Origin of the sequence: Croceimicrobium hydrocarbonivorans, assembly GCF_014524565.1 — a bacterium.
GTDB classification, from domain to species: domain Bacteria; phylum Bacteroidota; class Bacteroidia; order Flavobacteriales; family Schleiferiaceae; genus Croceimicrobium; species Croceimicrobium hydrocarbonivorans.
The window spans coordinates 1,713,173-1,737,088 of the sequence record NZ_CP060139.1 but is presented as its reverse complement, the minus strand read 5'-3'; the positions used below and the strand labels follow the sequence as shown (position 1 = coordinate 1,737,088).

17 protein-coding genes are annotated in these 23,916 nt (G+C 45.8%); 4 read left to right on the top strand and 13 right to left on the bottom strand.

Translation table 11 applies throughout. The features are described from left to right. Positions 1-83: 83 nt before the first annotated feature. The 3 genes from H4K34_RS07890 to H4K34_RS07880 are packed head-to-tail and all read right to left on the bottom strand — an operon-like array spanning position 84 to position 5,216. A complete protein-coding gene (locus H4K34_RS07890; RefSeq protein ID WP_210760277.1) occupies positions 84-1,451 on the bottom strand; it encodes a M28 family peptidase in 1,368 nt (455 codons plus the stop codon). After that, positions 1,452-2,855, bottom strand: coding sequence for a DUF819 family protein (locus H4K34_RS07885; RefSeq protein WP_210760276.1), 1,404 nt, complete (start codon positions 2,853-2,855; stop codon positions 1,452-1,454). It abuts the gene before it with no gap. Between the two features lie 48 nt (positions 2,856-2,903). Then, positions 2,904-5,216 carry an endonuclease MutS2 gene (locus H4K34_RS07880; protein ID WP_210760275.1) on the bottom strand — a complete coding sequence of 771 codons (2,313 nt, stop codon included), beginning with the start codon at positions 5,214-5,216 and terminating at the stop codon, positions 2,904-2,906. 160 nt (positions 5,217-5,376) lie between these two features. Between H4K34_RS07880 and H4K34_RS07875 the strand changes: the two genes are divergently transcribed. After that, positions 5,377-6,159, top strand: coding sequence for a hypothetical protein (locus H4K34_RS07875; protein WP_210760274.1), 783 nt, complete (start codon positions 5,377-5,379; stop codon positions 6,157-6,159). Positions 6,160-6,208: 49 nt separating this feature from the next. Continuing rightward, complete coding sequence (locus tag H4K34_RS07870; RefSeq protein ID WP_210760273.1) at positions 6,209-6,631, top strand: (4Fe-4S)-binding protein; 423 nt, start codon at positions 6,209-6,211, stop codon at positions 6,629-6,631. 33 nt (positions 6,632-6,664) lie between these two features. Here H4K34_RS07870 and H4K34_RS07865 read toward each other — a convergent pair whose 3' ends face one another. The 10 genes from H4K34_RS07865 to asnS form a co-directional block, all read right to left on the bottom strand. Then, positions 6,665-9,016: a TonB-dependent receptor gene (locus tag H4K34_RS07865; RefSeq protein WP_210760272.1), complete on the bottom strand. Its 2,352-nt coding sequence runs from the start codon at positions 9,014-9,016 to the stop codon at positions 6,665-6,667. Positions 9,017-9,121: 105 nt separating this feature from the next. Beyond that, positions 9,122-9,667 carry a hypothetical protein gene (locus H4K34_RS07860; RefSeq protein ID WP_210760271.1) on the bottom strand — a complete coding sequence of 182 codons (546 nt, stop codon included), beginning with the start codon at positions 9,665-9,667 and terminating at the stop codon, positions 9,122-9,124. Positions 9,668-9,746: 79 nt separating this feature from the next. Continuing rightward, a complete protein-coding gene (locus H4K34_RS07855) occupies positions 9,747-11,174 on the bottom strand; it encodes a TolC family protein (protein WP_210760270.1) in 1,428 nt (475 codons plus the stop codon). Positions 11,175-11,192: 18 nt separating this feature from the next. After that, positions 11,193-14,375, bottom strand: coding sequence for an efflux RND transporter permease subunit (locus H4K34_RS07850; protein ID WP_210760269.1), 3,183 nt, complete (start codon positions 14,373-14,375; stop codon positions 11,193-11,195). Positions 14,376-14,387: 12 nt separating this feature from the next. Beyond that, positions 14,388-15,470: an efflux RND transporter periplasmic adaptor subunit gene (locus tag H4K34_RS07845; protein WP_210760268.1), complete on the bottom strand. Its 1,083-nt coding sequence runs from the start codon at positions 15,468-15,470 to the stop codon at positions 14,388-14,390. A gap of 119 nt (positions 15,471-15,589) precedes the next feature. Next, the gene (locus tag H4K34_RS07840) at positions 15,590-15,985 is read right to left on the bottom strand and encodes a hypothetical protein (RefSeq protein WP_210760267.1); all 396 of its coding nucleotides are present in this window, start codon (positions 15,983-15,985) and stop codon (positions 15,590-15,592) included. A 369-nt stretch (positions 15,986-16,354) separates the two neighbouring features. Further along, on the bottom strand, positions 16,355-18,085 hold the full coding sequence (lysS, locus tag H4K34_RS07835; protein ID WP_210760266.1) for a lysine--tRNA ligase: 1,731 nt from the start codon (positions 18,083-18,085) through the stop codon (positions 16,355-16,357). Between the two features lie 104 nt (positions 18,086-18,189). Then, a complete protein-coding gene (locus H4K34_RS07830) occupies positions 18,190-18,795 on the bottom strand; it encodes a hypothetical protein (RefSeq protein WP_210760265.1) in 606 nt (201 codons plus the stop codon). Then, entirely contained in the window at positions 18,796-20,256 is a 1,461-nt protein-coding gene (gene rpoN, locus H4K34_RS07825) for an RNA polymerase factor sigma-54 (protein WP_210760264.1), read from the bottom strand. It lies immediately after the preceding gene. Between the two features lie 117 nt (positions 20,257-20,373). Continuing rightward, complete coding sequence (asnS, locus tag H4K34_RS07820; protein WP_210760263.1) at positions 20,374-21,798, bottom strand: asparagine--tRNA ligase; 1,425 nt, start codon at positions 21,796-21,798, stop codon at positions 20,374-20,376. Between the two features lie 136 nt (positions 21,799-21,934). Between asnS and H4K34_RS07815 the strand changes: the two genes are divergently transcribed. Further along, the gene (locus H4K34_RS07815) at positions 21,935-22,558 is read left to right on the top strand and encodes a TetR/AcrR family transcriptional regulator (protein ID WP_322107638.1); all 624 of its coding nucleotides are present in this window, start codon (positions 21,935-21,937) and stop codon (positions 22,556-22,558) included. Beyond that, a complete protein-coding gene (locus H4K34_RS07810; protein ID WP_210760261.1) occupies positions 22,555-23,898 on the top strand; it encodes a TolC family protein in 1,344 nt (447 codons plus the stop codon). Before H4K34_RS07815 ends, H4K34_RS07810 begins: the two co-directional genes overlap by 4 nt. Positions 23,899-23,916 lie beyond the last annotated feature (18 nt).

Below are 23,916 nucleotides of genomic sequence, written 5' to 3'. Positions count from 1 at the left end.
ATCAAAACAATTAACCAAACCTTAACCACAGTAAATAACGGTGCCTAAGGCAATAGGTTCACGGTTTTGAGAAATATTTTCTTCTAGGATTTACAGCCCACACAAAGATCATCGCGATCCATCAACCAAATTAATGCAGCGAGGCTGGCAGAGCCCATGGTAAATTCCCGTGCATTAACTGAGTTGATATTATCCAAAGCTGAGTGATGCACTTCGAAATAGCGATGATTGTCGGGACGCAGCCCTATTAAAATAATGTCATCGTTCTTAAGCTGACCAATATCGGCCCCCGAGCCGCCTTTAGAGAACTGGTATATTCCATAGGGCTCAAATAATTTGCGGTAGGCTTTCAGCTTTTCCACCATTTCATCCGAGGCATCAATGCTAAAGCCCTTGGGGGTAAAGCCACCGCCATCGCTTTCAATGGCAATCACATGTTTTTCTTTCGCACTTTTTGCCGCCTTAGCATAAACACGGGCGCCATTTAAACCGAATTCTTCATTCATATACCAGACCATGCGAAGGGTGCGCTTGGTTTTAAAGCCCATCTCTTTTAAAAGGTAGAGACTTTCCAGGGCATGCATAGCCCCAGCGCCATCATCGTGAGCTCCAGTTCCTAATTCCCATGAGTCGATATGGCCGGATACCACAATTACATCATTGGGCTTACTACTGCCTTTAAGGTCGGCAATAAGGTTATAGGAATAAACGGAATCTTGCCATTCGCAGGCCATCTGCAATTTGATTTGCAAGCCGGGATCCTTTTTCAAAGATTTGCTTAAAAGCTCCGCGTCGAAGGTACTTAGGGCGGCAGCAGGAATACGCTTAACCTCATCGGCATAAGCCATACTGCCGGTATGTGGATATTTATTAATGCTGCTGCTTAGGGAGCGGATTACTACTCCAATAGCCCCTTTTTTAGAAGCTTCAATAGCGCCGGCCCAGCGTTGCTTTACAGCTGATCCATAGGCATAGCCCGTGCTAATAAAGCTGGGGTCCATTTGGATATTGAAAAAGGCAATTTTTCCTTTAAGATCCAAACTGTCTAGGGCTTCGAAGGAAGGGATTTCAACCACATTGCCGCGTAATCCTCCAGCGGGGGTGGCAATTGATCCACCCAGCGCGGTAACTGCCATAGCTGTTTGATCGATGCCCTGAATAAGCCAGGCTTGTTCCTGCGGGCCGCGAACCCAGCGGGGTACTTTCACTGCTTGCAAGCGGGTTTCGAAACCCATGGAATCTAATTTAGCCTTGAAATGTAATACGGAGGCTGTGGCCTGATCACTACCCGCAAAGCGTGGTCCCATGCTGCAAAGCTCTCGCAGCCATTCGTAGCCCTGTTGTTCAGTTAAGGCCTGGGAATAAATTTCCCTGAAGGTTTCGGCTTCTGTTTGAGCACTAAGCTGGAAGCCGGCAAAGGCCAATAGGCCAAGGAGCCAAGTCTTTTTCATTTAAGAAGCAACCATTTGCATTAATAATCCACAGAGATAGGCGCCATAGGTTCCTACGGCATAACCTAATACCGCCAGCAGTACGCCTACCGGAGCCAATGATGGGTGAAAAGCAGCTGCTACCACGGGAGCTGAAGCGGCCCCACCAATATTGGCTTTGGAGCCTACCGCCAGGAAGAAGAAGGGGGCTCGAATAATTTTTCCAACTATAAAGAGTAGTCCAACGTGAATGGCCATCCATACTAACCCTACCAAGAAGAGTCCGGGGTTTTCGAATATCCCCATGATATTCATTTTCATACCGATGGTTACCACCAGAATGTAAATGAAAACCGAACCTACTTTAGAGGCCCCTGCACCTTCATAATTGCGAAGGGAAGTAAAGGACATGATAATACCGGCAGTGGTGGCCAATACGATTAACCAGAAAAAGCCACTTCCCAGGCTAAAGGTTTCAGCTAAGAAGGGAGAAGCTTCGGCAATGGCCGGTGCGATAATGTCAGAGAGTAAATGGGCTAGTCCGGTAAGGCCAAAAGCGATCCCTAAAATCACAAAAAGGTCGATAGTTGTAGCGATACGCGAAATGCGGGACGAAAATTCCTGCATGTGATTCTTAAGCGTAGTAACGGCTGAGGCGTCGGCCTTGAAAAATTTATCAATCTTATCGGACTTACCCACACCTAAGAGGAGGAAGAACATCCAGATCTCGGCAACGATCACATCTACGGTAATCATCACCGAATAAATCTTGCCAGAAATAGCGCCATTTTCACCAAAAACTTCGAACATGGCGGCCTGGTTCGCACCACCTCCAATCCAACTACCGGCAATGGTGGTCATACCGCGCCAAATTTCTTCGCTGCCAGCTCCTACGACATCCGGGGCCACCGCGCCAAAAAACAAGAGCGCCAAGGGGCCACCGATAATAACCCCTAAAGTTCCGGTTCCAAACATGATAAGAGCTTTTGGCCCTAAGCGGAACACTTCTTTAAGGTCGATGCTCAAGGTTAGCAGGATTAAACTGGCGGGTAATAAATAGCGAGAGGCCATAAAGTAGAGCTGCGACTTGCCCATAAAGGGTTTTAGCAGGGCCGCGTCAATCTCCTGGTTTATCACAAAATTTTTGAAGGCCTTAAAACTGTTTAGGCCTTCAACCGCATAACCTTGCTCTAAAAGAAAGGCCTTGGCGGCGGTAACGTCGATCCACTGCGGAGAAATAATTCCCAGGGTACTGAATACCGATGGAAGGAAATAACAAAGTAAAAGGGTGGGTATTACCGCATAAAACTTCTTGAAGGCCGGCATTTCGCTACTGCGAAAAATAAAGAGTAATAGGGCCATCAGGATGCCAAATACCACGGCATCATTGGTGATTAAGGGAATATCCGAAACGACTTCTTCCATGGGCGTGTTTTCTTTGGAGCCCAAATGTAAGGATTGCCGCCGAAGGGTTTACTGCTCGCCGCTTTTCGATCCGGGCTTTGCTTGATTTTGCGCTTTTCTACCTTTTGCTTGGGGAGCATTTTTCTTCTTTCCCTCAGTTTGAACGCTTTGCTTCTCCTTAGCTTGGGCGGTATCAGCTTTGGCCGTATTTGGCTTGCGGAAATTCTTCTGCCTCTGCTTTTTTCGAGGCTTCTGGCCTAAGGGTGCATCGGCACGCACAAATTTGCTGCGTTCCATTAAGGCGGTCATATTTCCACCCAGGGCTAATAGAAATTTGTCGCCCTTTTGTTCCAAAATGCTGCCCTTGATACCCGATTCAAGGATGCGCACCTCCATGCCCATCTTAACCTCTTCCTGAAGGTAGCGGTCCAAGTCTTTATGATGTTGCTTTACTTCCTTGCGGTGACTTTTTTGCTCTTCCACTTCCACTTCGCCAGAGCGCTGGTTAAGCATAGCAATGAAGCGAGCTACAATGGCCTTCTTATCTTTTTGGGTTTTTTGATCCATCCAGCTATCAATAAGCTTTTGGAACCTCTGACCCCAGTACATCAAGCGATCTTGCTCCTCATTAATGCGGCTATGCTTCTGTACTTTCTCTTCTAATTTCAAAATGCGATCCTGCTGCATCCTTTCCAGCTTGCGTAGCTTCTGCAATTCTTTTTCCTGGGCGCTGCGCACTTTTTCAATCGCCACCTTATCCTGCTGAATTTGCACCAACAACTTATCTACTTCCAGGGTGTTTTGCTGCACCCGACCGCGAGCATCATCAATTAAATGACTGGGAATGCCACTGCGTTGCGCTACTTCGAAGGTATAAGAGCTACCTGGTTGCCCGATTTGCAATTCGTAGCGAGGATCGAAAGATTTTTGATCAAAGAGCATGGCGCCGTTTACCACTCCGGGCATTTCAGCCGCCAAGGCCTTAATCGCATTAAAGTGAGTGGTGATGATACCGTAAGCGCCATAGGCATTGAGTCGATCGAGGAATACCTGAGCTAAAGCCGAACCCAATTCGGGATCCGAACCACTACCAAACTCATCTATCAGCAATAAGGTGGATGAATCGGTATAGGTGAGGAAGTGATCCATCTTTTGCAGCTTGGAGCTATAGGTGCTCAGTTCATTCTCGATACTCTGGGCATCGCCGATGTCGCCCAGCAATTGATCAAAGAGGCAAAATTGGCTGTCGGGGTGCACTGGAATTGCCAATCCACTTTGCAACATGATTTGTAAAAGGCCGACTGTTTTTAAGGATAGGGACTTTCCGCCAGCATTAGGTCCGCTAATTACCAGGATCCGTTGCTCCGCATCGAGCGTCAAATCAAGGGGAACCGTGCTTTTATTTTTCTCTTTATTGAAATGTCTTAATACCGGATTATAGGCATCCTTGAGGAAGATTTTCTTTTCAGATAAAATTTCGGGATAACAGGCTTCTTGTTGGTAGGCGAAAATGGCTTTGGCCCGACTAAGATCCAACCATACCAGAGTTTTACAAACCGCATCTAAATAATCGTGATAGGGGCTAAGGTCGGTGCTTAATTGCCTTAAAATGCGTTTGATCTCTTCCTTTTCTGCTTCCAGAAGTTCCGAAATCTCATTATTGATTTCTACCGTTTCTCCCGGTTCAATGTAGGCGATGCTGTGTTTGCTGGAGCTGCCGTGTAAGATCCCTTGAATTTGTCCTTTATAAGAAGCAACAATGGCCAATACCCTGCGCGATTCGGATACGCTTTCATCGAAATCGGCGATATAACCTTTGTCCCGGTATTTCTTTAAAATGCGGTTAAAGATGCGATCGGCAGAAGCTCTTTTTCGGGTAAGCTCGCGGCGGATATGGCTTAATTCGGCTGAGGCCGAGGAGCGTACCTGAGCCCTTTCATCCAGGACTTTATCAATCGCCTCAATCACAAATTTTTCGGGAAGCAAATATTCCAGGGGTGCCCAAATTGCCGGCAAACGTTCTTGTTTATTGGCAACAAACTGGTGTATATGGCGGTAATTAATCGCCAAGCTGCGGATATCCGCAAATTGCTCTTCGCGTAAAGCGTGACCTCTAACCTTTAATTTACTTAGAAACTCACTTAAATCAGGATGTTCCGCACTGGGAAAGCTCTCGTCGCTCAATAATAAGGACAGTATTTGATCACTTTCCGCAATCTTTTGCGCGAGTAAATCGGCCTGTGGCTCGGGCTTCAAGGCCAGGGCTAGGTCTTTGGCTTTGCGACTGGAACAATAACGAGCTAGCTCTCGCTGTATAAAAGGAAAGTCTAAAGCTTGGGCCAGATCAGGTGGATAGAGCTGCAAAAGGGAAATTTTTGGCAAAATAAAGACAGTTTAGCGGGATTATGGTCTTTGAAAGCCAGTAAATAGCAATTTGCTTTATCGGGCCGATGGGGTAATTCACAGTGAGAGAAAGACGGTCTAACGAAGATTTATGTGCAGCCTAAGCTCAGATTCTACTTTTCGGGAAAATTCGAAGATTATGGCAAGCTTAATCCCACTTTTAAACCAGTCACTAGGGGGGTACCTCCGTGAAGCAATGGCGGCTTATCGGGCGAAAGCCTATCCTAAAACCACGCATACAGAGCGCTTTGTTTTATTTGGCAGAGGACGCACCGGAAGTACTTTATTAAGTGATTTGCTAAATCAGAGTACCGATATTGATTGCGATAAGGAGATTTACAATCGCAAAGTGCTTTTCCCAAAATTGTTCTTGAAGCACCGCAACCGCGTTTTTAGAAGTAAGGTGTATGGATTTAAATTACTCTCTTATCAATTGCGGGAAAAGCTGGGCCAGGAAGATGGTCGGGATTTCTTAAAATATTTGGTGGAGAAGCAGGGCTATAAATTGATTTACCTTACTCGGGATAATTTGGTGCGCCAAACCTTATCCAAGCATTACGCCCGATTTCGGATGTCATGGCATGAAACCCAAAGTTTAAAAAGTCGCCCTAAAATGAGAGTGGACATCCCCGCTTTTATGACTGAACTTCGTGCGGGTAAGGAGCTGGAGCAGTATGAAGAGAGATGCTTGGAAGGACTGAATTACTTCAAGGTTTCCTATGAGAAGGATTTAATGAAGGCCTCCGACCGATTTAAATTAGTGGATCGTTTGTACCATTATTTGGGGGTTCGCCTCTTTAAGCCTGAAAATCGTTTAAAGCGCATCAGCGCTGATCATATCGGAGACTTCGTAGAAAACTGGGAGGCTCTGAAGCAATGCTTGGCCTATACCGAATTTGCGGAGGATCTTGAAAACTGCTAATTGAACAAAAAGGAAGGCCTGCTGTTGTGAGGCAACAAAACAGGCTAAGATGCGCGTGAAACCCACTAAGAAAGAATATGCCGGTCAGGAGGTGACTATCATCTGGCAGGCCCATAAATGCATACATTCCGAGCGCTGCTGGCGAAATTTACCCGAAGTATTTCGCTATGGGCAAAGACCCTGGGTAGATCCCGATGGAGCGGAAGGAGAAAAAATTCGCCATCAAATAGAGCAATGTCCCTCCGGAGCCCTCACTTATGTGGGTCAGGAGAAGGGCCTATCTATAGAAGATGGAGATTTGAAAGCCAAGGTTATTCCCAATGGCCCCATTATGGTACAAGGTAGCATTATGTTTAGCCATGCCGATGGCAGTAGTTCCATAGAAAAGAATCCCGTTTTATGTCGCTGTGGCGGATCAGCCAATAAGCCTTTCTGCGACGGCACGCATAAGCGAATCGGTTTTGAAGGATAAAAAAAAGGGCCCCATTTCGGGGCCCTTTCCATTTTAGAAATTGTAGCGTAACTCAATCCCTCCATAGCTGTTTAAGCGATCCGGAGCGGGTAAGTAGGCATCCGCTAATTGGTTTACAAAAACCATATAGTAATAGCGGCTGCTGAGCATATTATTTAAGCCCGCAAAGACATGCAGATTAAAGCCTGCTGCTAAGGCAATCTTATAGCCCGCCTTTAAATTGAGCACATCAAAAGCCTCAGTTTTATTGGCGCCATCCGAAGTAATATTCATAGCACCTTGATGGCGAAGACTTAGTTTGGTATACCAACCGGCAGTACCTTGAACGTCAATCCCCGCATTATAACTTAAGGGACTTACGCCGGCTACTGCCTGACCATCGTATACTTCGGTCACTGCCTGACTGGCACCACGGGGTACCCCTTCATAATAGAAATCGCGGTAAACGAAATCATTGGCGGTAACATTGGCCCAGGGCTGTACATGCTTAAAGATGCGGTTTTTAGAGCCGATTATCTCATAGCGCAGGCTGGCTTCCAGTCCTTGATTATCCTGCCCACCAGCATTAATCAAATAAGTATACGCGGTGGTAACACTATCCAATGGTACTGCAACAGAGGTCATCTTATTACGGAATTGGGTACTAAAGGCTGCAATCTGGAAATTGAGTCGGCCATTAAGCAAATTCCCCTGGGCGCCAATTTCAATTTGACTGCCACTTTCGGGTACCAGATCGGTATTCAGTTCACCGGTTGCGCCGATTATAATATTCCCGCTTAAGGGTGTTTTATAGGAACGATTATAAGAGGCAAAGAGGCTCCATTTTTTAGCAAAGCTTTTACGCAGAGCAATATGGGGCGACCAGTAATTTTTATAATCTATCTGATAGCGCGGATCCAAATCATTGCCATTTTGGTACATGCGATTTTCGAGGTCAATGCTTAAGGAGCTTAAGCTGATGCCGGCTTCGAAAGACCAGTCATGGGGCATTTGCAATTCCCATTGACTGAAGTACACCTGATTTTGATTGCGAACAAATTGGTTGCTCTTTAATGGTCCCACGATATTATAGCCTGAGGGATAAAGGCTGTCCTCAATCATACTATGACTTAAGGCATGGTTGCGCTGAAACTGAATTTCAATACCGGTATGTCCGGAAAGCAGATAGTCTTCGGCCAGTTTAAAAGAGCTGCCAAAATCACTGCGCAGTCCGAAATTGATAGGCTGCTCATCATTCCAACCACCGGCAGAACTCGAGGTGCTGCTAGCTCCGGATCCAAATACGGTAGTTTGGTTATTCCAGTGGCTGTTGAATTGATAGTGATTGCTAAGGCCGAAGCGAAGGCGTTCTACCTTGCTGTGCGCGTTATTCTTGATATAACGGGCGTTTCCGGTATTGTCTCCCGCTTCAAACTGCGCGATGGTGAGTTCTCCACCTCTTTCATCATAACTATCGCTATATCCGAAATAAGTTTCTACTCTTTGTTTTGCCGAAATTCGGAAGGAGCCAACCAAATTCACAAAGTCCTTGCGAGAAGCAGTATGCTCCATATAACCATCCGCTTTTTGATGACCATAGTTTAAAAGCCAGGAGCCATTTTCGGTACCTCGGGCAATGGTAGTGGTATAGCGTTGTAAACCAAAGTCACCAATGGTAGCACTTTGCTGTACATAGCTTTCGCCTTCCTTGGCGGGAAGAATGCTCAGATTAATGGCTCCGGCAATGGCAAAACCATATTTAGAGCCGGCCGGTCCTTTTTGGATATTCACCGCACTGATGCTGGCGAAGTCAATATCATCCAAAACGGTTAAACCTTCTGCGTCTGTAAGGGGAATACCATTTAAATAAACCTTGGTTCCCTGAGTATTGAAGTTATTGCTGGCACCACGGAAACCAACACCATTTCCATAACCTCGAATATTGAATTGTTGGCCCCCGGATACTGTACGACGCCACATATTAACACCTGGAACATGGGTATTAATGGCTTCGTCCATAAAAAGGCCTTTGCCCATTTGTAATTCACGGGGATCGAGGTTTTGCACCGCCTGACTTTCCTGATAGCTGGCCTTGCGTGGCGCACTAACCTCTACCATGGGTAGTTCTTCATTAGAGGCTAAAAGGGCTATTTCGTAAAATTGATTGCAATCATCAATTTCTACGGTTTGTGTGATAAAGTCAGGATGGCTGATGCGAATTTCAGCACTGCAGTTTAGGCTAAAGAGACCTTCTATATCACTGCGTACCTCTTGACCTTCGGCATTGCTTACCAGCACTCCGGCTAGGGGCTGGCGATTTTCCGCGTCGCTGATGCGGCCACGGACATTCTGTGCGAAGCTCAAAATAGGACTGAGCATCAACACAATTAATAATAATCGTTTCATTGATTCATTTTTTAAGACTCGCAGGCATATAGCCATAGCAAGCCTTGCCCTTTTCCAAGGGCGATTATTGGAAAAACGGAAACAGATTCGCGTTAAGGCGGATATTTAGGCCGGAAATTCGGGAGGTGGAGTTTCGACTCCTAAGTATTTCTCCAATAAGGGAAAAGCTCCAGGCAAAGATGGGTGGAGCTTAGAATCCAGTTGATAATTGAGGCTTTCGCCTGAGAAGATTAAAAAGAGGTCGCTGAGCATTAATTGGGCCATTTGACGTTCCTCTTTGGCGGGCCCAGAATGGTATTGCAGGCGACAGATTTGGTCGAGCTGTACAAAGAGCGCTTCTTCTTCACGGTCTTCGATACACCAAAGGATGCGTTCTGAGGGGCGATTTTCTTCGCGTACAACATCGTACATGCTGCCATTATAACGCAGTTCATGGTCGTTTACCCAGTGAAATTCTCGGGTATTTTCGTTGTTGATTTTAAGGGCATGCAGTTCCTTTTGCGGAACTCCGGTTTTTATCCGAGTCTTAACCGCTCTGCGGATTTGCTGGCGCTGAATTTGGAAAAAAAGACCATTCCCACCGATGTGAAACAGCAGTAAAAAGACCAGGAATAGGCCTGCAATTTTGGGTATGATTTCGGTCCTCTGCAAATCTTCGCCAAGAAAGTGAAAAACCCCGGAAGATACCAATGGCTCAGCTCCCGGGGTCCCCCATCCAAACAATTATGACTTATTGCCATCCTCCACCCAGGGTTTGGTATAGCACCACCTGAGCGATTAATTGTTCTTTCTTCGTTTCTATTAATTCAAACTTGGACTCCAGCGCATCGCGTTGGGTCATTAATACCTCCATATAATCAGCGCGAGCCGATTTAAACAAATCATTGGAAATGGTAATGGATTCGTTCAAGGCATCCACTTCCAGTGATTGGAATTTCAGGCTCTCATTGAGATTGGTAATCTTCGAAACCTGGTTCGAAACCTCGAGATAGGCTTGCAGCAACTGCATTTCATAGCGATAAGCCATTTCAATTTGGGTGGCCGATGCATTGGCGTAGGAGGCCTTAAGTGCTCTTCGGTTTATAAGGGGGGCACTTAAATCGCCAGCCAAATTGTAGAGCATAGACTCCGGACCGGTTACCAGATAACTGGCATTAAAAGCCTGCATGCCTAATCCTGCACTCAGATCTAAGGAAGGATAGAATTGGGCTCTGGCTACTTTCACTTGTAGTTCAGCCGCTTCTAATTCTCTCTCTGCTTCTCGGATATCGGGACGGTTCGCTAATAAGTCAACCGGCTTACCATAATGAATTTCGGCGGGCTTAATATTGAGGAGTTCCTCAGAGCTACGTCGGATCGGTCCGGGGTAGGAACCTAAGAGGAAGTGCAATTTGTTTTCGGTTTCCCGAATTTGCTGAAGCACGCCAAAGCGCAGGCTCTTAGTGCGGAGTACCTGAGCTTCAAATCGGCGTACTGCCAACTCATTCACTTTGGAGGCGATTTTCTGAAGCTTCACAATTTCCAGAGCATTATTCTGCAGGGCGATGTTGCGATCCAGAATTTTAAGCTGATTATCCAATGCCAATAACTCATAATAGCTAGAGGCGATTTCAGCGATAAGCTCAGTTTGCATAAAGTGACGCCCTTCGATGCTAGCCATATATTCGGCCACGGCGGCATCTTTTGCATCATGCAATTTGTGCCAGATATCAATTTCCCAAGAGGCGGTGGCCCCGAAAAGTAAATCGGGCACCGGATCCGGCATAGCACGTCCGGGAGCAATATCAGTAGTTGCCTCATTCGCCCCCAGTGGGGTATAACGAGCGGTTTTGTCTACTCCGGCTCCGGCCTGCACGCCAGCAAAGGGAAGGTATTCCCCCTTACGGGCCAGGATTTCGTTATTGCGGCGCGCCATTTCCTGGAGATTGATATTGAATTCCTGATTGTACTTTAAAGCGGTATCAATCAGAGCTACCAAATTGCTATCCTGGAAAAATTCGCGCCAGGCAATTTGGGCGCTGTTCAGGGTATCGGTCTCAGCCTGAAAATTTTCAGGTACTGTCCGGTTCTCTTCTTTTAGCTCATGCACGGGGGCACAGCTAAAAAGCAGTAGAGCCGGTAAGCTGAGAACTAGGATTCGTTTTGCTGTATTTTTCATGATCTTAATTCTTAGGGCTTAAGATTCTGATTCATCCGTTTCAATCGCATAACTCTCGGTATAAGGACGGTTATCTTCATCCTTAATCAGGCTTTTACCTTCGGCCAGACTACCAAATATGTAGTAGAGACCCGGTACGATAATCACCCCGAAGAGGGTACCGAACAACATACCGCCCAGAGCCGAAGCACCAATGGTACGGTTACCAACAGCACCAGGTCCATGGGCCATAACCAGAGGAATCAAACCTGCGATAAAGGCAAAGGAGGTCATAAGAATAGGTCGGAAACGAACTCTCGCTCCTTCAATAGCCGCTTCTAATACGCTAAAGCCTTGCTGGTTTTTCTGTACCGCAAATTCTACGATCAGAACCGCGTTTTTACCCAAGAGACCTACCAGCATTACCAATCCCACCTGCGCGTAGATATCATTGGCCAATCCTAAGGTTTTAAGTAAGAGGAAGGAGCCAAACACCCCGGCCGGTAAAGAGAAGATTACTGCTAATGGCAGGATAAAGCTCTCGTACTGAGCAGCCAGTACTAAGTACACGAAACCGAGTACCACCAGGAAGATGTACAGTGCTTCATTACCCCTTTTTACCTCATCGCGGGATAAACCAATCCAGTCGATATCAAATCCGCGTGGTAGCTCTTTAGCCACTTCTTGAATGGCGGCAATGGCCTCACCACTACTGTAACCATCGGCAGGAGCACCGTTAATGGCGGATGAGGTATACATATTGAAACGGGTGATCTCATTCAAACCCTGAGTTTTCTTCACTTTCATAAAGGAAGAATAGGGCACCATTTCATCTCGATCGTTTTTCACGTAAAGCTTCATCAAGTCTTCAGGCAAACGACGGTATTCCGGTGCCGCCTGCACATAAACCTTGTAGAAACTACCAAAGCGAATGAAACCTTGCTCGTAGGTACTACCAATTAAAATTCCCAGGTTATCCATGGCCTTACCGATGGATACCCCTTTTTGCATGGCAGCCTGGTTGTCGATTTCCAATTCGTATTGTGGGTAGTTGGCGGCGAAGAAGGTAAAGAGACCGCTAAGCTCGGGCCGCTCATAAAGCTTGGCCATAAACTCATCGTTCACCTTCTCAAAGGCTTTATAGTCGCCACTATTGGTTTTATCTAAAAGTCGCAGGGCAAAACCACCGGCGGCACCATAGCCTGGTACAGCAGGAGGTTGGAAGAATTCGATAGTAGCACCCGGAATTTTATGGGCTTCTACCTCCAGTTCTTCGATGATTTCCCAAACGTTTTGTTTCCGGGCCGACCAGGGTTTAAGGTTAATCAAACAGGTACCGGCATTGGAACCCCGACCTTCGGTAAGTACCTCATATCCGGCCAAAGCTGAAACCGATTGAATTCCGTCAATTTCCTCAGCGATCTCTTGCAATTGGCGTGAAACATCATTAGTACGTTCCAATGTAGATCCGGGAGGAGTTTGGATAATCGCATAGATCATCCCCTGATCTTCACTAGGGATAAATCCGGCCGGAAGAATATTGCTAACACCAATAATTCCTACCCCGAAGGCCAATAACATTCCGAAGGTTACCAAGCGACGGTTTACAATCTTCTTCAGTAGGGCAGCGTATTTGCCGGTAAGGCGATCGAAGGCATTATTAAAGGCATCCAGACCGCGTTCCAGAATATTCATCTTGCGCTCCTTACCGTGATTGTTCTTCAAGATCATGGCACTTAATACCGGAGTTAGGGTAAGCGCTACTACCCCGGAGAGGATAATTGCCGTGGCCATGGTGATGGAGAACTGGCGGTAGAAAATACCTACCGGACCCGACATAAAGGCTACCGGTACGAATACCGCGGCCATCAATAGGGTAATGGCGATTACAGCACCGCTAATCTCATTCAGTACCAGCTTTACTGCTCGGAAGGGGTTCAGTTCCGGGAAGTCGTGCATTTTGGCGTGCACCGCTTCTACCACTACGATTGCATCATCCACCACAATACCAATGGCCAATACCAAAGCAAAGAGGGTGATGAGGTTAATCGTGAGGCCAAAAGCCTGCATAAAGATGAAGGTACCGATCAGCGATACGGGTACCGCCAGAGTGGGAATTAAGGTAGAACGCCAATCACCCAGAAAGAGGAATACCACAAAAGCTACCAGAACGAAAGCTTCGCCCAGGGTATGCAGCACCTTTTCGATGGAGGCATCGAGGAAGCCTGAAACGTCGTAGCTAATCTCATAATCCATTCCAGGAGGGAAGTTTTCAATCTTGAGTTCCTCCAGTTTTTCTTTTACCTCTTCAATAACCTTAGAGGCATTACTACCATAGGTTTGTTTAAGGGTAATAGCCGCAGAAGGGCGGTTGTCGAGATTGGAATAGATATCGTAGAACTCACTACCAAATTCAACTTCGGCGATGTCCTTTAAATGCAGGATTTCGCCCTCGGCATTGGCGCGGATAATTACATCCTCATATTGCTCTGGCTCATTATAGCGCCCGGGGTAGGTAAGTACATATTCCAGGGATTGGGAAGTTTTACCTGAGCTTCGACCAATCCGGCCGGGAGAGCCAATTACGCTTTGTTCCGATAGGGCCTCCATAATTTCTTCGGTAGACACATTGTAGGCTCGCATCCGATCCGGTTTTAACCAGATACGCATGGCATATTGGCGGCTACCGAGAATTTTAGCTTGCCCAACCCCCTTCAAGCGTTTCAGCTCGGGGAGGATGTTTACACTGGCGTAGTTATAGAGGAATTTTTGATCAGCCCTTTCATCCTCACTGTAGAGGTTCACATACATCAGCATGTTAGGTTGGGATCGACTTACGATAATACCTTCCCTTTGCACCAGTGGCGGCAGTCGGTTGGTAACCTGCTCAATGCGGTTTTTAACACTTACTACCGCCTGGTTGGGGTCGGTGCCCAAATCAAAAACTACCTGAATGGTGGCCTCACCAGCCGACGTGGCATCGGAGGTCATATAGTTCATCCCCGGTGTACCGTTAATGGACTTTTCCAGAGGAATAAGTACCGACTTCACCAATACATCTGCACTGGCACCGGGATAAGCGATAAAGATATTTACCCGTGGAGGGGCAATGGAGGGGAACTGAGAAATGGGTAGGGACTGGATGGCCAGCACTCCCATGAATATGATTACCAACGAAATACTGATCGACAGTACTGGTCGGCGAATGAATTGCTTAAACATGATGGCTGAAATTTATTCGGCGTACAGTTTCAATTCTTTCCAAACCGCTTTGGGATCCTTCAATTCGAAGTTGATATGATCGCCATTACGCACTTTTCGGAGTCCTTCCAATAAGATGTGCTCACCTTCTAGCAAGCCACCTGAAATGAGGTAGAGGTCTTCCAACTCATGTGCTACTTTTAGCTCACGCAGATGTACCACATGCTCTTCGTCGATCACAAAAACATAGTGTTTATCGAGAATTTCGAAGGTGGCTTTTTGAGGAATAATCAAAGCGCTTTCGAGCTTGTCTTGCATAATGATGTTCCCGGTTTCACCGTGGCGCAGCAATCCACTGGGATTGGCGAAGGTGGCCCGGAAGGGAATGTTCCCAGTCTCATTATCGAAGTCAGCCTCAATGGCACTTACTTTTCCTTCATGTTGGAAGATGCGATCATTAGCCATTCGTAATTGAACGGGCAAGATATGCTCTTCTTTCAGGCGTTCCTGGTAGTCGAGATATTCGGCTTCAGGCACATTAAAGTATACCCACATTTCACTGTTATCGGAAAGGGTGCTTAGCAATTCCCCTTCGTCGATTAAGCTACCTTCTCGAACGTGGAAGCGGTCGATAATCCCACCAAAAGGCGCTTTAATTTCGGTGAATGACATATGTGTTTCAGCCAATGAAAGCTCCGCTTTGGCTTTGGTATAGCGGGCCTTGGCCATGGCTAATTCGGCCGAAGAAACCACGTCGCGATCGGCCAGAGATTTGGTATTCTCGTATTCGATGCGCGCGAGTTCGGCCTCTGCTTTGGCTTTCTCCAATTCGGCTTTGTAGATATTAGGCATAATGCGAAACAACAATTGCCCTTCTTTTACTTGATCACCCTCATCCACATAGATGTGCTGCAGATAACCTCTTTCGAGGGCCCGCAATTCGATGTGGCGGATGGAGTGAATTTGACTTACGTATTCTTTGGAAAGTGCGGTGTCTACTCGCAATGCCGTGGTGGCAGTAAAGACAGTTTCAGAATGGTGGTTTTCAGAATGCTCAGATTCGCAGGCACTTAAAATGCTTAAGGCCAGGATTCCGAAGCCAATGATTCGTCTCATTTTGAGAATTTTTGAATTGAATAATGGATGGGGTTGAACTAAGAATTAGCTAATTCTTAATCCTTCCGGTGCTTATTTGCAGAATGCAAAAGGAGTCCGGAGCTCCGGTTTCAGAATGATTAAATCCTGGCAGATGGAATTTTTAAACTGCAGAATCGCAAATAGAGAGGAATATCCCTACTGAATGAAATAGGGCATTCCAGAAGGCTGATATGCTCTTCTGAAATGGCAAAGATGAAATCTTCGATTTGCTGAGGCCAAGCAAAAAGGCTCCAGTCTAATAAATCTTCTTCCGACTCGTTTTCCGAGGTGAGACTTTGGAATAAGGCGTGAATGCTATTCTCCTTATCCAGCTTTTGAATGTAGCTAGATTCGGTTTTTTCAAGCAGAATTAAGTCAGATTCTACTGTGCTTCCGGAACCGCTAAAATGAGCCAGGGCAAGGGACAGACCGAGCTCGCCCAATAGAGAGAGTCCAGTTAATAAGAAGAGTATCCGTCCAAAAGCTCTTTTCAAAGCATGAGAATTACGGCGCGAAAGTATTAAAGAAAAGTACAGGAATAAAAATCCTAAGCTTAAAGTCCTATTAATATCGATTATCGGTAATGTTAGGACAAAAAAAGCAGGGACCTAAAAAGATCCCTGCCTGTACTTACTTTTATATATCAAACACCTCGAACCATTACAGTTCACCTGAGATGTGTTGTTCTTTACCCCCTAAATAACTTTCATCCGCAGATTCCATCAGGAGAGGTGTTTGATGGAATCAAAGTAAGGGACTTCAAGCCTTTTAGACTGTAGCTCTTTGTTGGGGATTAACCTAAACTTTAACTACAGAATAGTCTTTTTGGGAATATAACAATCAAGCAATGAATAGAGCGGAAATTAAGAAGCCTTAATGGCGATGCGCAGTCCGGCATCGGTCTTAGTTACTTCTGTTAATCCATGCTTGGCTAATCCTTTTAAGCCTTTGTCCCATTGTTTATTGGATAGGCCTACTGCTGATTTTAATTCGTCTAAGTCCATTTCTTCTTTCTCTTTCAAGATTTCAAAAATGGCCTTCTCGTTATCGGCAAGCTCTACTTTCTTTTCGGCTTTCTTCTCCGGCTTCATCTGAGGGAAGAAGAGAACTTCCTGGATAGAGGCATTATCGGTTAACATCATAGTTAAACGATCAATTCCAATTCCCATTCCTGAGGTTGGAGGCATACCATATTCCAGAGCACGTAAAAAGTCCTGGTCGATAAACATCGCCTCATCATCTCCTTTCTCACTTAGGCGTAATTGCTCTTCAAAACGTTCGCGTTGATCGATAGGATCATTAAGCTCCGAATAGGCATTGGCCACTTCTTTACCATTAATCATCAGCTCAAAGCGCTCGGTATATTCAGGATTATCGCGGTGCTTTTTACAAAGCGGCGACATCTCTACCGGATAGTCGGTAATAAAGGTTGGCTGGATATAATTGGGCTCACACTTCTCACCAAAGAGCTCATCAATCAATTTGCCCTTACCCATGCTGGGGTCGGTTTCAATACCCAAATCGGCGCAAGCTGCACGTAATTCGTCCTCACTCTTACCGTCAATATCAAAGCCGGTATGCTCCAAAATAGCCTCACGCATGCTCACCCTTGGGAAAGGCGCTTTGAAGCTAATCTCTTTACCACCCAGGCTAACCGTAGTATTGCCTTTATGCACGGTTTTCACCACATGCTCCAGCATTTGCTCGGTGAAGTCCATCATCCAGAAGTAGTCTTTATAGGCTACATAGATTTCCATTACGGTAAACTCCGGATTGTGGGTGCGGTCCATTCCTTCGTTACGGAAGTCCTTCGCAAATTCATAAACTCCTTCAAAGCCCCCTACAATCAGGCGCTTCAAATAAAGCTCATTGGCAATTCGCAGGTACAATGGCATATTCAGCGCATTGTGATGCGTAATAAATGGACGAGCCGCTGCTCCACCAGGAATGGGCTGTAAAATGGGGGTCTCTACCTCCAAATAGTCAAAGCGATTGAAGAATTCTCGCATGGCATTAATAATGCGCGTACGAGTAATAAAGGTTTCTTTCACCTTGTCATTCACCACCAAATCCACATAGCGCATACGGTAGCGCTGCTCAGGATCGGTAAAGGCATCGTAAACATTTCCTTCATCGTCTTTTTTAACGATCGGAAGGGGTTTAAGGCTTTTGCTTAATACCGTTAGACTATCGGCCTCAATGGTGATTTCGCCCATTTGGGTGCGGAATACCTTACCGGTGATGCCAATAAAATCACCAATATCAAGGTGACGTTTAAATACAATATTGTAGAGATCTTTATTCTCATCCGGACAAAGCACATCGCGGTTCAGGTAAACCTGGATACGGCCTTTGCTATCCATCACATCTAGGAAAGAAGCCTTTCCCATGATGCGTTTAGTCATGATCCTCCCGCTAATCTTAATCTGTTTCCATTCCTCAGCTTCTTCCGATTTCTCGAAACCTTCGAGAATGGAGCTTGAAAAATGACTGGCCTCATAACGTGCAGCAGGATAGGGCTCTATGCCCATCTGCCTTAAGGCGGCCAGCGATTCGCGTCTTTGGATTTCCTGTTCGGAAAGATGTTGACTCATGACCTGAAATTTCGCGCAAAAGTACCGAATTTCTAATGCCTGACCTCAAGCTTTAATGGGCCATTGGTTTTAGCTATAGCGGATGCGCTTTTATTGGACTTAGTCTAATGAAGGAAGTATACCGTGCTGAACACGATGAGCAGTCCACTGCTAAATCCCAGCACCAGTTCTTTGCCATTATGGGCCTTGAGACTTAAGCGGGCCGAAGCCACAATTCCCGCTACTAATATTAGGGCTCCAATAAAGGGTAGCAGGTTTAAACTGTACTTGGCAGAAACTGCCATTAACATTCCTAAAAAGCCGCCTAGGCCTCCTAAATGAGCACTGGATTTTAAGAAGCTAAGCAAGACTAAATGCAGTAGAATTACATAAGCGGCTCCGGCCAAATATTGATGTGCTTCGGCGGCCAGGCCGGCATTTTTTATGAGTTGAGAGGTAAGGTAAAAGCTCAGTGCTCCAATGGTATAGGGCCAACGTCGATCTTCAGCCTTGTTCATCATCAAGCTGCTAATCACGCGAAAGCGGTAGAGTAAAATGCTAATCAAAACCGGGATGAGGTAGGTGCCGCAAAACACCATCAATAAAGAGAGCAGCACTACCTGGCGTGGATAGTGATAGGGCAGATATTCGAAAATGAAATACAGGCCTATTAAAGGGTATATCGCCGGATGGAAGAGGATGGAGATAAACTTGGCTAAGCGAATATTCATCTAGAGTTGCTTGCGTAAGCGGGCTACCGGAATATCCAGTTGTTCCCGGTATTTGGCTACAGTACGGCGGGCAATGGGATAGCCCTTGTCTTTTAGGAGCTGGGCCAGCTTATCGTCGGTAAGAGGTTTACGCTTATCTTCTTCAGAAACGGAAACTTCTAAGATTTTCTTGATTTCACGAGTACTTACATCCTCTCCGGCATCATTCTTCATGCTTTCGCTGAAAAATTCTTTGATCAGGAAAGTACCATAAGGAGTGCTTACATATTTATTACTGGCCACCCGGGATACGGTAGAAATGTCCATTCCAATTTCATCGGCAATGTCCTTCAGGATCATGGGGCGAAGCTTTAATTCATCGCCGGTCTCGAAATATTCTTTTTGATATTCCATGATGGCCCCCATGGTGAGCATCAGGGTTTGCTGTCTTTGCTTGATGGCTTCGATAAACCATTTGGCCCCATCCAGTTTTTGCTTCACAAAGAGGGCAGCTTCCTTTTGTGCTTTGTTTTCTTTTTGGCCCTGACGATAGGTCTCGAGCATTTCGCGGTACTCCCGACTTACATTTAGCTCCGGAGCATTGCGACTATTAAGGGTTAATTCCAATTCACCTTCCACAATGCGAAGGGTAAAATCAGGCACTACAACCTGTACTTCGCGATTGCTATTACTGGTGCTATTGCCGGGCTTTGGATTTAGGCGGGTGATTTCAAGTATTGCCAGTCGCAAATCCTCCTCATCCAACTCCAGGCGTTGAATTAACTTTTCGTAATGCTTTTTGGTAAACTCATCGAAGAAGTCCTGCAGAATTTCCAAGGCCAGTCTTTGATGGTAGCTACTCTCTTCCTGACGCAGTTGAATGATCAGGCATTCCCGCAAATTGCGCGCTCCCACTCCGGCAGGCTCCAGGGCCTGAATAAGTTTTAGGTAGCGCTCCAATTGCTCCTCCTCCACAAAAATGTTTTGGGTAAAGGCCAGGTCATCAACAATGGCACTTAGCTCACGACGGATATAGCCATCATCATCAATATTCCCAACCAAATATTCGGCGATCTGCCGTCCTTGCTCATCGAGGGGATAGGTGCCTAATTGCTCCAATAGAAATTCGTGAAAGCTTTTACCACCGGTAATGGGCACCTTGCTTTCTTCATCGTCGGGCGAATAATTATTGGCTTGTAAACGATAGTCAGGAATTTCATCATCACTCAGATATTCATCCACATTGATGTCTTCCGCCTCAATGCGTTCCTCTTCTCTTTCGTTTTCCTGATTGTCGAACTCGAGATCCTCGCTGTCGTTTTCGCTTTCCTCTTTGCCTTCTTCCAAGGCGGGGTTGCTTTCCAACTCTTCCTTAATTTTTTGCTCAAAAGCCAGGGTAGGCAACTGAATCAGCTTCATGAGCTGAATCTGCTGCGGACTGAGTTTTTGCAGTAATTTTTGGTTGAGCTGTTGTTTAAGCATGGTGCAATTTGGCTGGGTGAAGTTAAGAAAAAGCGGCTCGACCTATCAAAGATTTTGCCGTTTTTGCTCAAGCTTAACAAACTGCGTGCCAGCCCCCGATTTTAAAGGATCAGTGCCTTAAAACTCGGCGTTGCCCGGAGTACGTGGGAAAGGAATTACGTCACGAATATTGGTCATTCCGGTTACGAATAATACCAATCGCTCAAAGCCTAATCCGAATCCACTGTGTACGCAGCTGCCAAATTTTCGGGTATCGAGATACCAGTCTAATTCTTTCTCGTCGATACCGAAATCATTCATCTTACCACGCAGTACATCGTAGCGTTCTTCCCTTTGCGATCCCCCTACAATTTCGCCAATGCCTGGGAAAAGGATATCCATAGCACGCACGGTTTTTTCATCCTCATTTAGGCGCATGTAGAAGGCCTTAATTTTGGCGGGATAATCGAATAAAATTACCGGCGCATTGAAGTGCTGTACCAGATATTTTTCGTGTTCCGATTGTAAATCAGCGCCCCATTCGTCGATGAGGTAGTTGAAACGCTTTTTCTTGTTTGGCTTCGAATTGCGTAAAATGTCGATGGCCTCGGTATAGCTTACTCTGCGGAAGTTATTATCAACCACAAATTGCAGCTTTTCGCGCAAGGGCTCGCTGCGGTCTTTTTCGGGTTTGGACTTTTCTTCTTCCTTTAAACGGCTTTCCAAAAATTCCAGATCATCGCCGCAGTTTTCGAGGGTGTAGCGAATCACATGTTTTAAGAAATCCTCGGCCAAATCCATATTGGCATTTAGATCATTGAAAGCCACTTCGGGTTCAATCATCCAAAACTCAGCGAGGTGGCGTGAGGTATTCGAGTTTTCGGCCCGGAAAGTTGGTCCGAAAGTATAAACCTTAGAAAGGGCCATGGCTCCTAATTCGGCTTCCAGCTGGCCAGATACGGTAAGGTTGGTTTCCTTGGCAAAGAAGTCTTTGCTATAATCGATATTGCCCTCCTCAGTTAAAGGCGGGTTTTTTTTGTCGAGTATGGATACATTAAACATTTCCCCTGCCCCTTCGGCATCGCTACCGGTAATAATAGGCGTGTGCAGATAGAAGAATTGCTTTTTATGGAAGTAGTCATGCACGGCATAGGCCAAGTGATGACGAATTCGCATTACGGCACCAAAGGTATTGGTACGCATCCGCAAATGAGCGATATCACGCAAGAACTCCATAGAGTGTTTCTTAGGCTGCAAAGGATATTCCTCCGGATTGCTCTCACCGAGAACCTCTAAGTCAGTTACGTGGATTTCAACATCCTGACCTTTACCTTGGGAGCTTAATAAATCACCTTTGGCGCGGATAGCCGCACCGGTCGCGATTTTTTTCAGCAGACCTTCTTCGAGGTTTTCAAAGTCCACAACTAACTGCAAAGTTTTAATGGTAGAACCATCGCTAAGGGCAATAAAACGATTGCTGCGAAAGGTTCTTACCCAGCCTTTTACTTCTTGGGTGGTACCAATGGGTTTTTGCTGTAAAATATCTTTAATGGATAAACTCATTTTCTTCCGGTTTGGGCCGCAAATTTCACAAATTTTCCACTGTAAACAGGCCTATCAATAAGAAACCTTAACACCAAGAAACTTTTTTTAGAAAATAGTTTCCGAGTGCATTTTGTTTCCTAGTTTTGCCGCCGTTATGGAGACAATGGAGATTGAAATAATTGGGAAGGCCCATGAAATGTTTCAGCGTTACGGTTTAAGGCCGGTAACGATGGATGACATTGCCAAGGAGCTGAGCGTATCTAAGAAAACCTTGTATAAATACTTTGCCAACAAGGAAGAATTAGTGGAGCGCGCAGTGGAGCGGGTAATGGACAAAGTAAGCGCTCGCATGGTTGAGCTCTTAAAAGCAGAAGGCAATGCGATTGATATGCTTTTTGCGATGGACGAAGTGGTGTGTGCCAATATTGAGGCGCATGATCACAGCATGCAATTTCAGCTGGAACGCTACTACCCCGAATTGTACGCCAAATTGGAAGGCCGCAAGCGTGAGATGGTTTTAAAAATGATGCACGCTAATATCGAACAAGGGAAGCGCGAGGGCTTGTTTCGCGAAGAACTGAATAACGATGTGGTGGCCTTCTTATATTACAGTCGGGCTCGCCTAATGACCGAATCCGACATTGCGGAATTTGAACAAATGAGCATGCCCGAGCTCATGCGCGAAATCTTGATTTATCATGTGCGCGGAGTGGCAAATGCCAAGGGGATTGCCTATTTGCAGGAAAAACTAATGACAACTACTAAAACACAATCATGAAAAAACACCTGGTGCTTGGATTAGCCCTTTTAAGTGCACCTTTATGGGCACAGCAAGAGGCCAAGCAATTTTCACTTCAGGAGGCCCAGGACTATGCCGCCCGGAATTCCTACACGGTCCAGGATAAAATTCTGGACTACGAAAAAGCCCGGAAAACCATTAAGGAAACGGCAGCCATGGGATTGCCCCAAATCTCAGGTTCCTTTGGATACAGCTACAATGCGCAGGTTCCAAAGCAACCTATTCCGGCGCAGTTTTTCGATCCTAATGCTGGTGAAGATGATATTGCCTATGTAGCTTTTGGAGTAGCACATTCCAATCAAGCGCAGTTTCAATTAAGCCAGCTCTTGATCGACGGATCTTACTTCGTGGCTTTGCAAGCTACCCGAGTGGTAAAGGAAACCAAAGCTTTGGAGCGTGAGGAGGCAGAGATTAACGCTCGCCGCAATACGGCTCAGAGTTATTATGGTGTCCTGGTAGCCGAAGAAACCCTGGAAATCTTGAAAGAAAACCTGAAAACGGTTAAATCCAATTTTGATGAAACCCAAAAACTTTTTGAAAACGGATTTGTAGAAGATCAGGATGTAAGTCAGATGGAACTGCTTTACAATAATTTGCAGAACAATGTGAATAATGCTGAGCGTCAAGTGAACTTGGCTTACCAATTACTCAAGTTTAATATGGGTATTTCTTTGGAAGAAGAAATCACTCTGAGCTCCAGATTGGAAGAAGTAATAAATCCCGTTCGTTCGGATGCGACTTTAGCTCAAAACCCTTTTCAGGTAGATAAGCATATCAGCTTCCGTAATCTCTTGAGTCAGGAGAAAGGCGCCAGCCTTCAATTGGCCAATGAAAGAGCGAAGTACTTCCCTACTTTAAGCGGATTTGTAACACATAGCCAGAGTAATTTCTCGAATGAAGCCAGTCAGGCTTTCAGTTTCGATACCTATTGGATTCCGGGAACCACCATCGGCGCAAGCTTAAGCTGGAACATTTTTACCGGCTTGGCGCGTACGGCCAGAGTGCAAAAAGCGAAAATTGATTTAGAACGCATCCGCCTAGCTAAAACTGCTACCGAAAGTCAATTGGAATTACAGTTCCATCAAGCGCAAAGCGACTATGACTTTGCCTTGGATAACTTGAGTAATCAAATGCGCAACCGCACCTTAAGTGAAAGAGTGCGCGACCGTATGCTGCGCAAATACAAAGAAGGTTTGGCTAGCAGCCTCGAATTAACGCAGGCTGAGAATCAATATCTCGATGCCGAACGCAATTACATCAACGCAATTTTAAACGTTCTAAACGCCAAAGAAGCCCTGGAATACGCATTGGGCCAATAATTTTAAGCTCTTCAATTA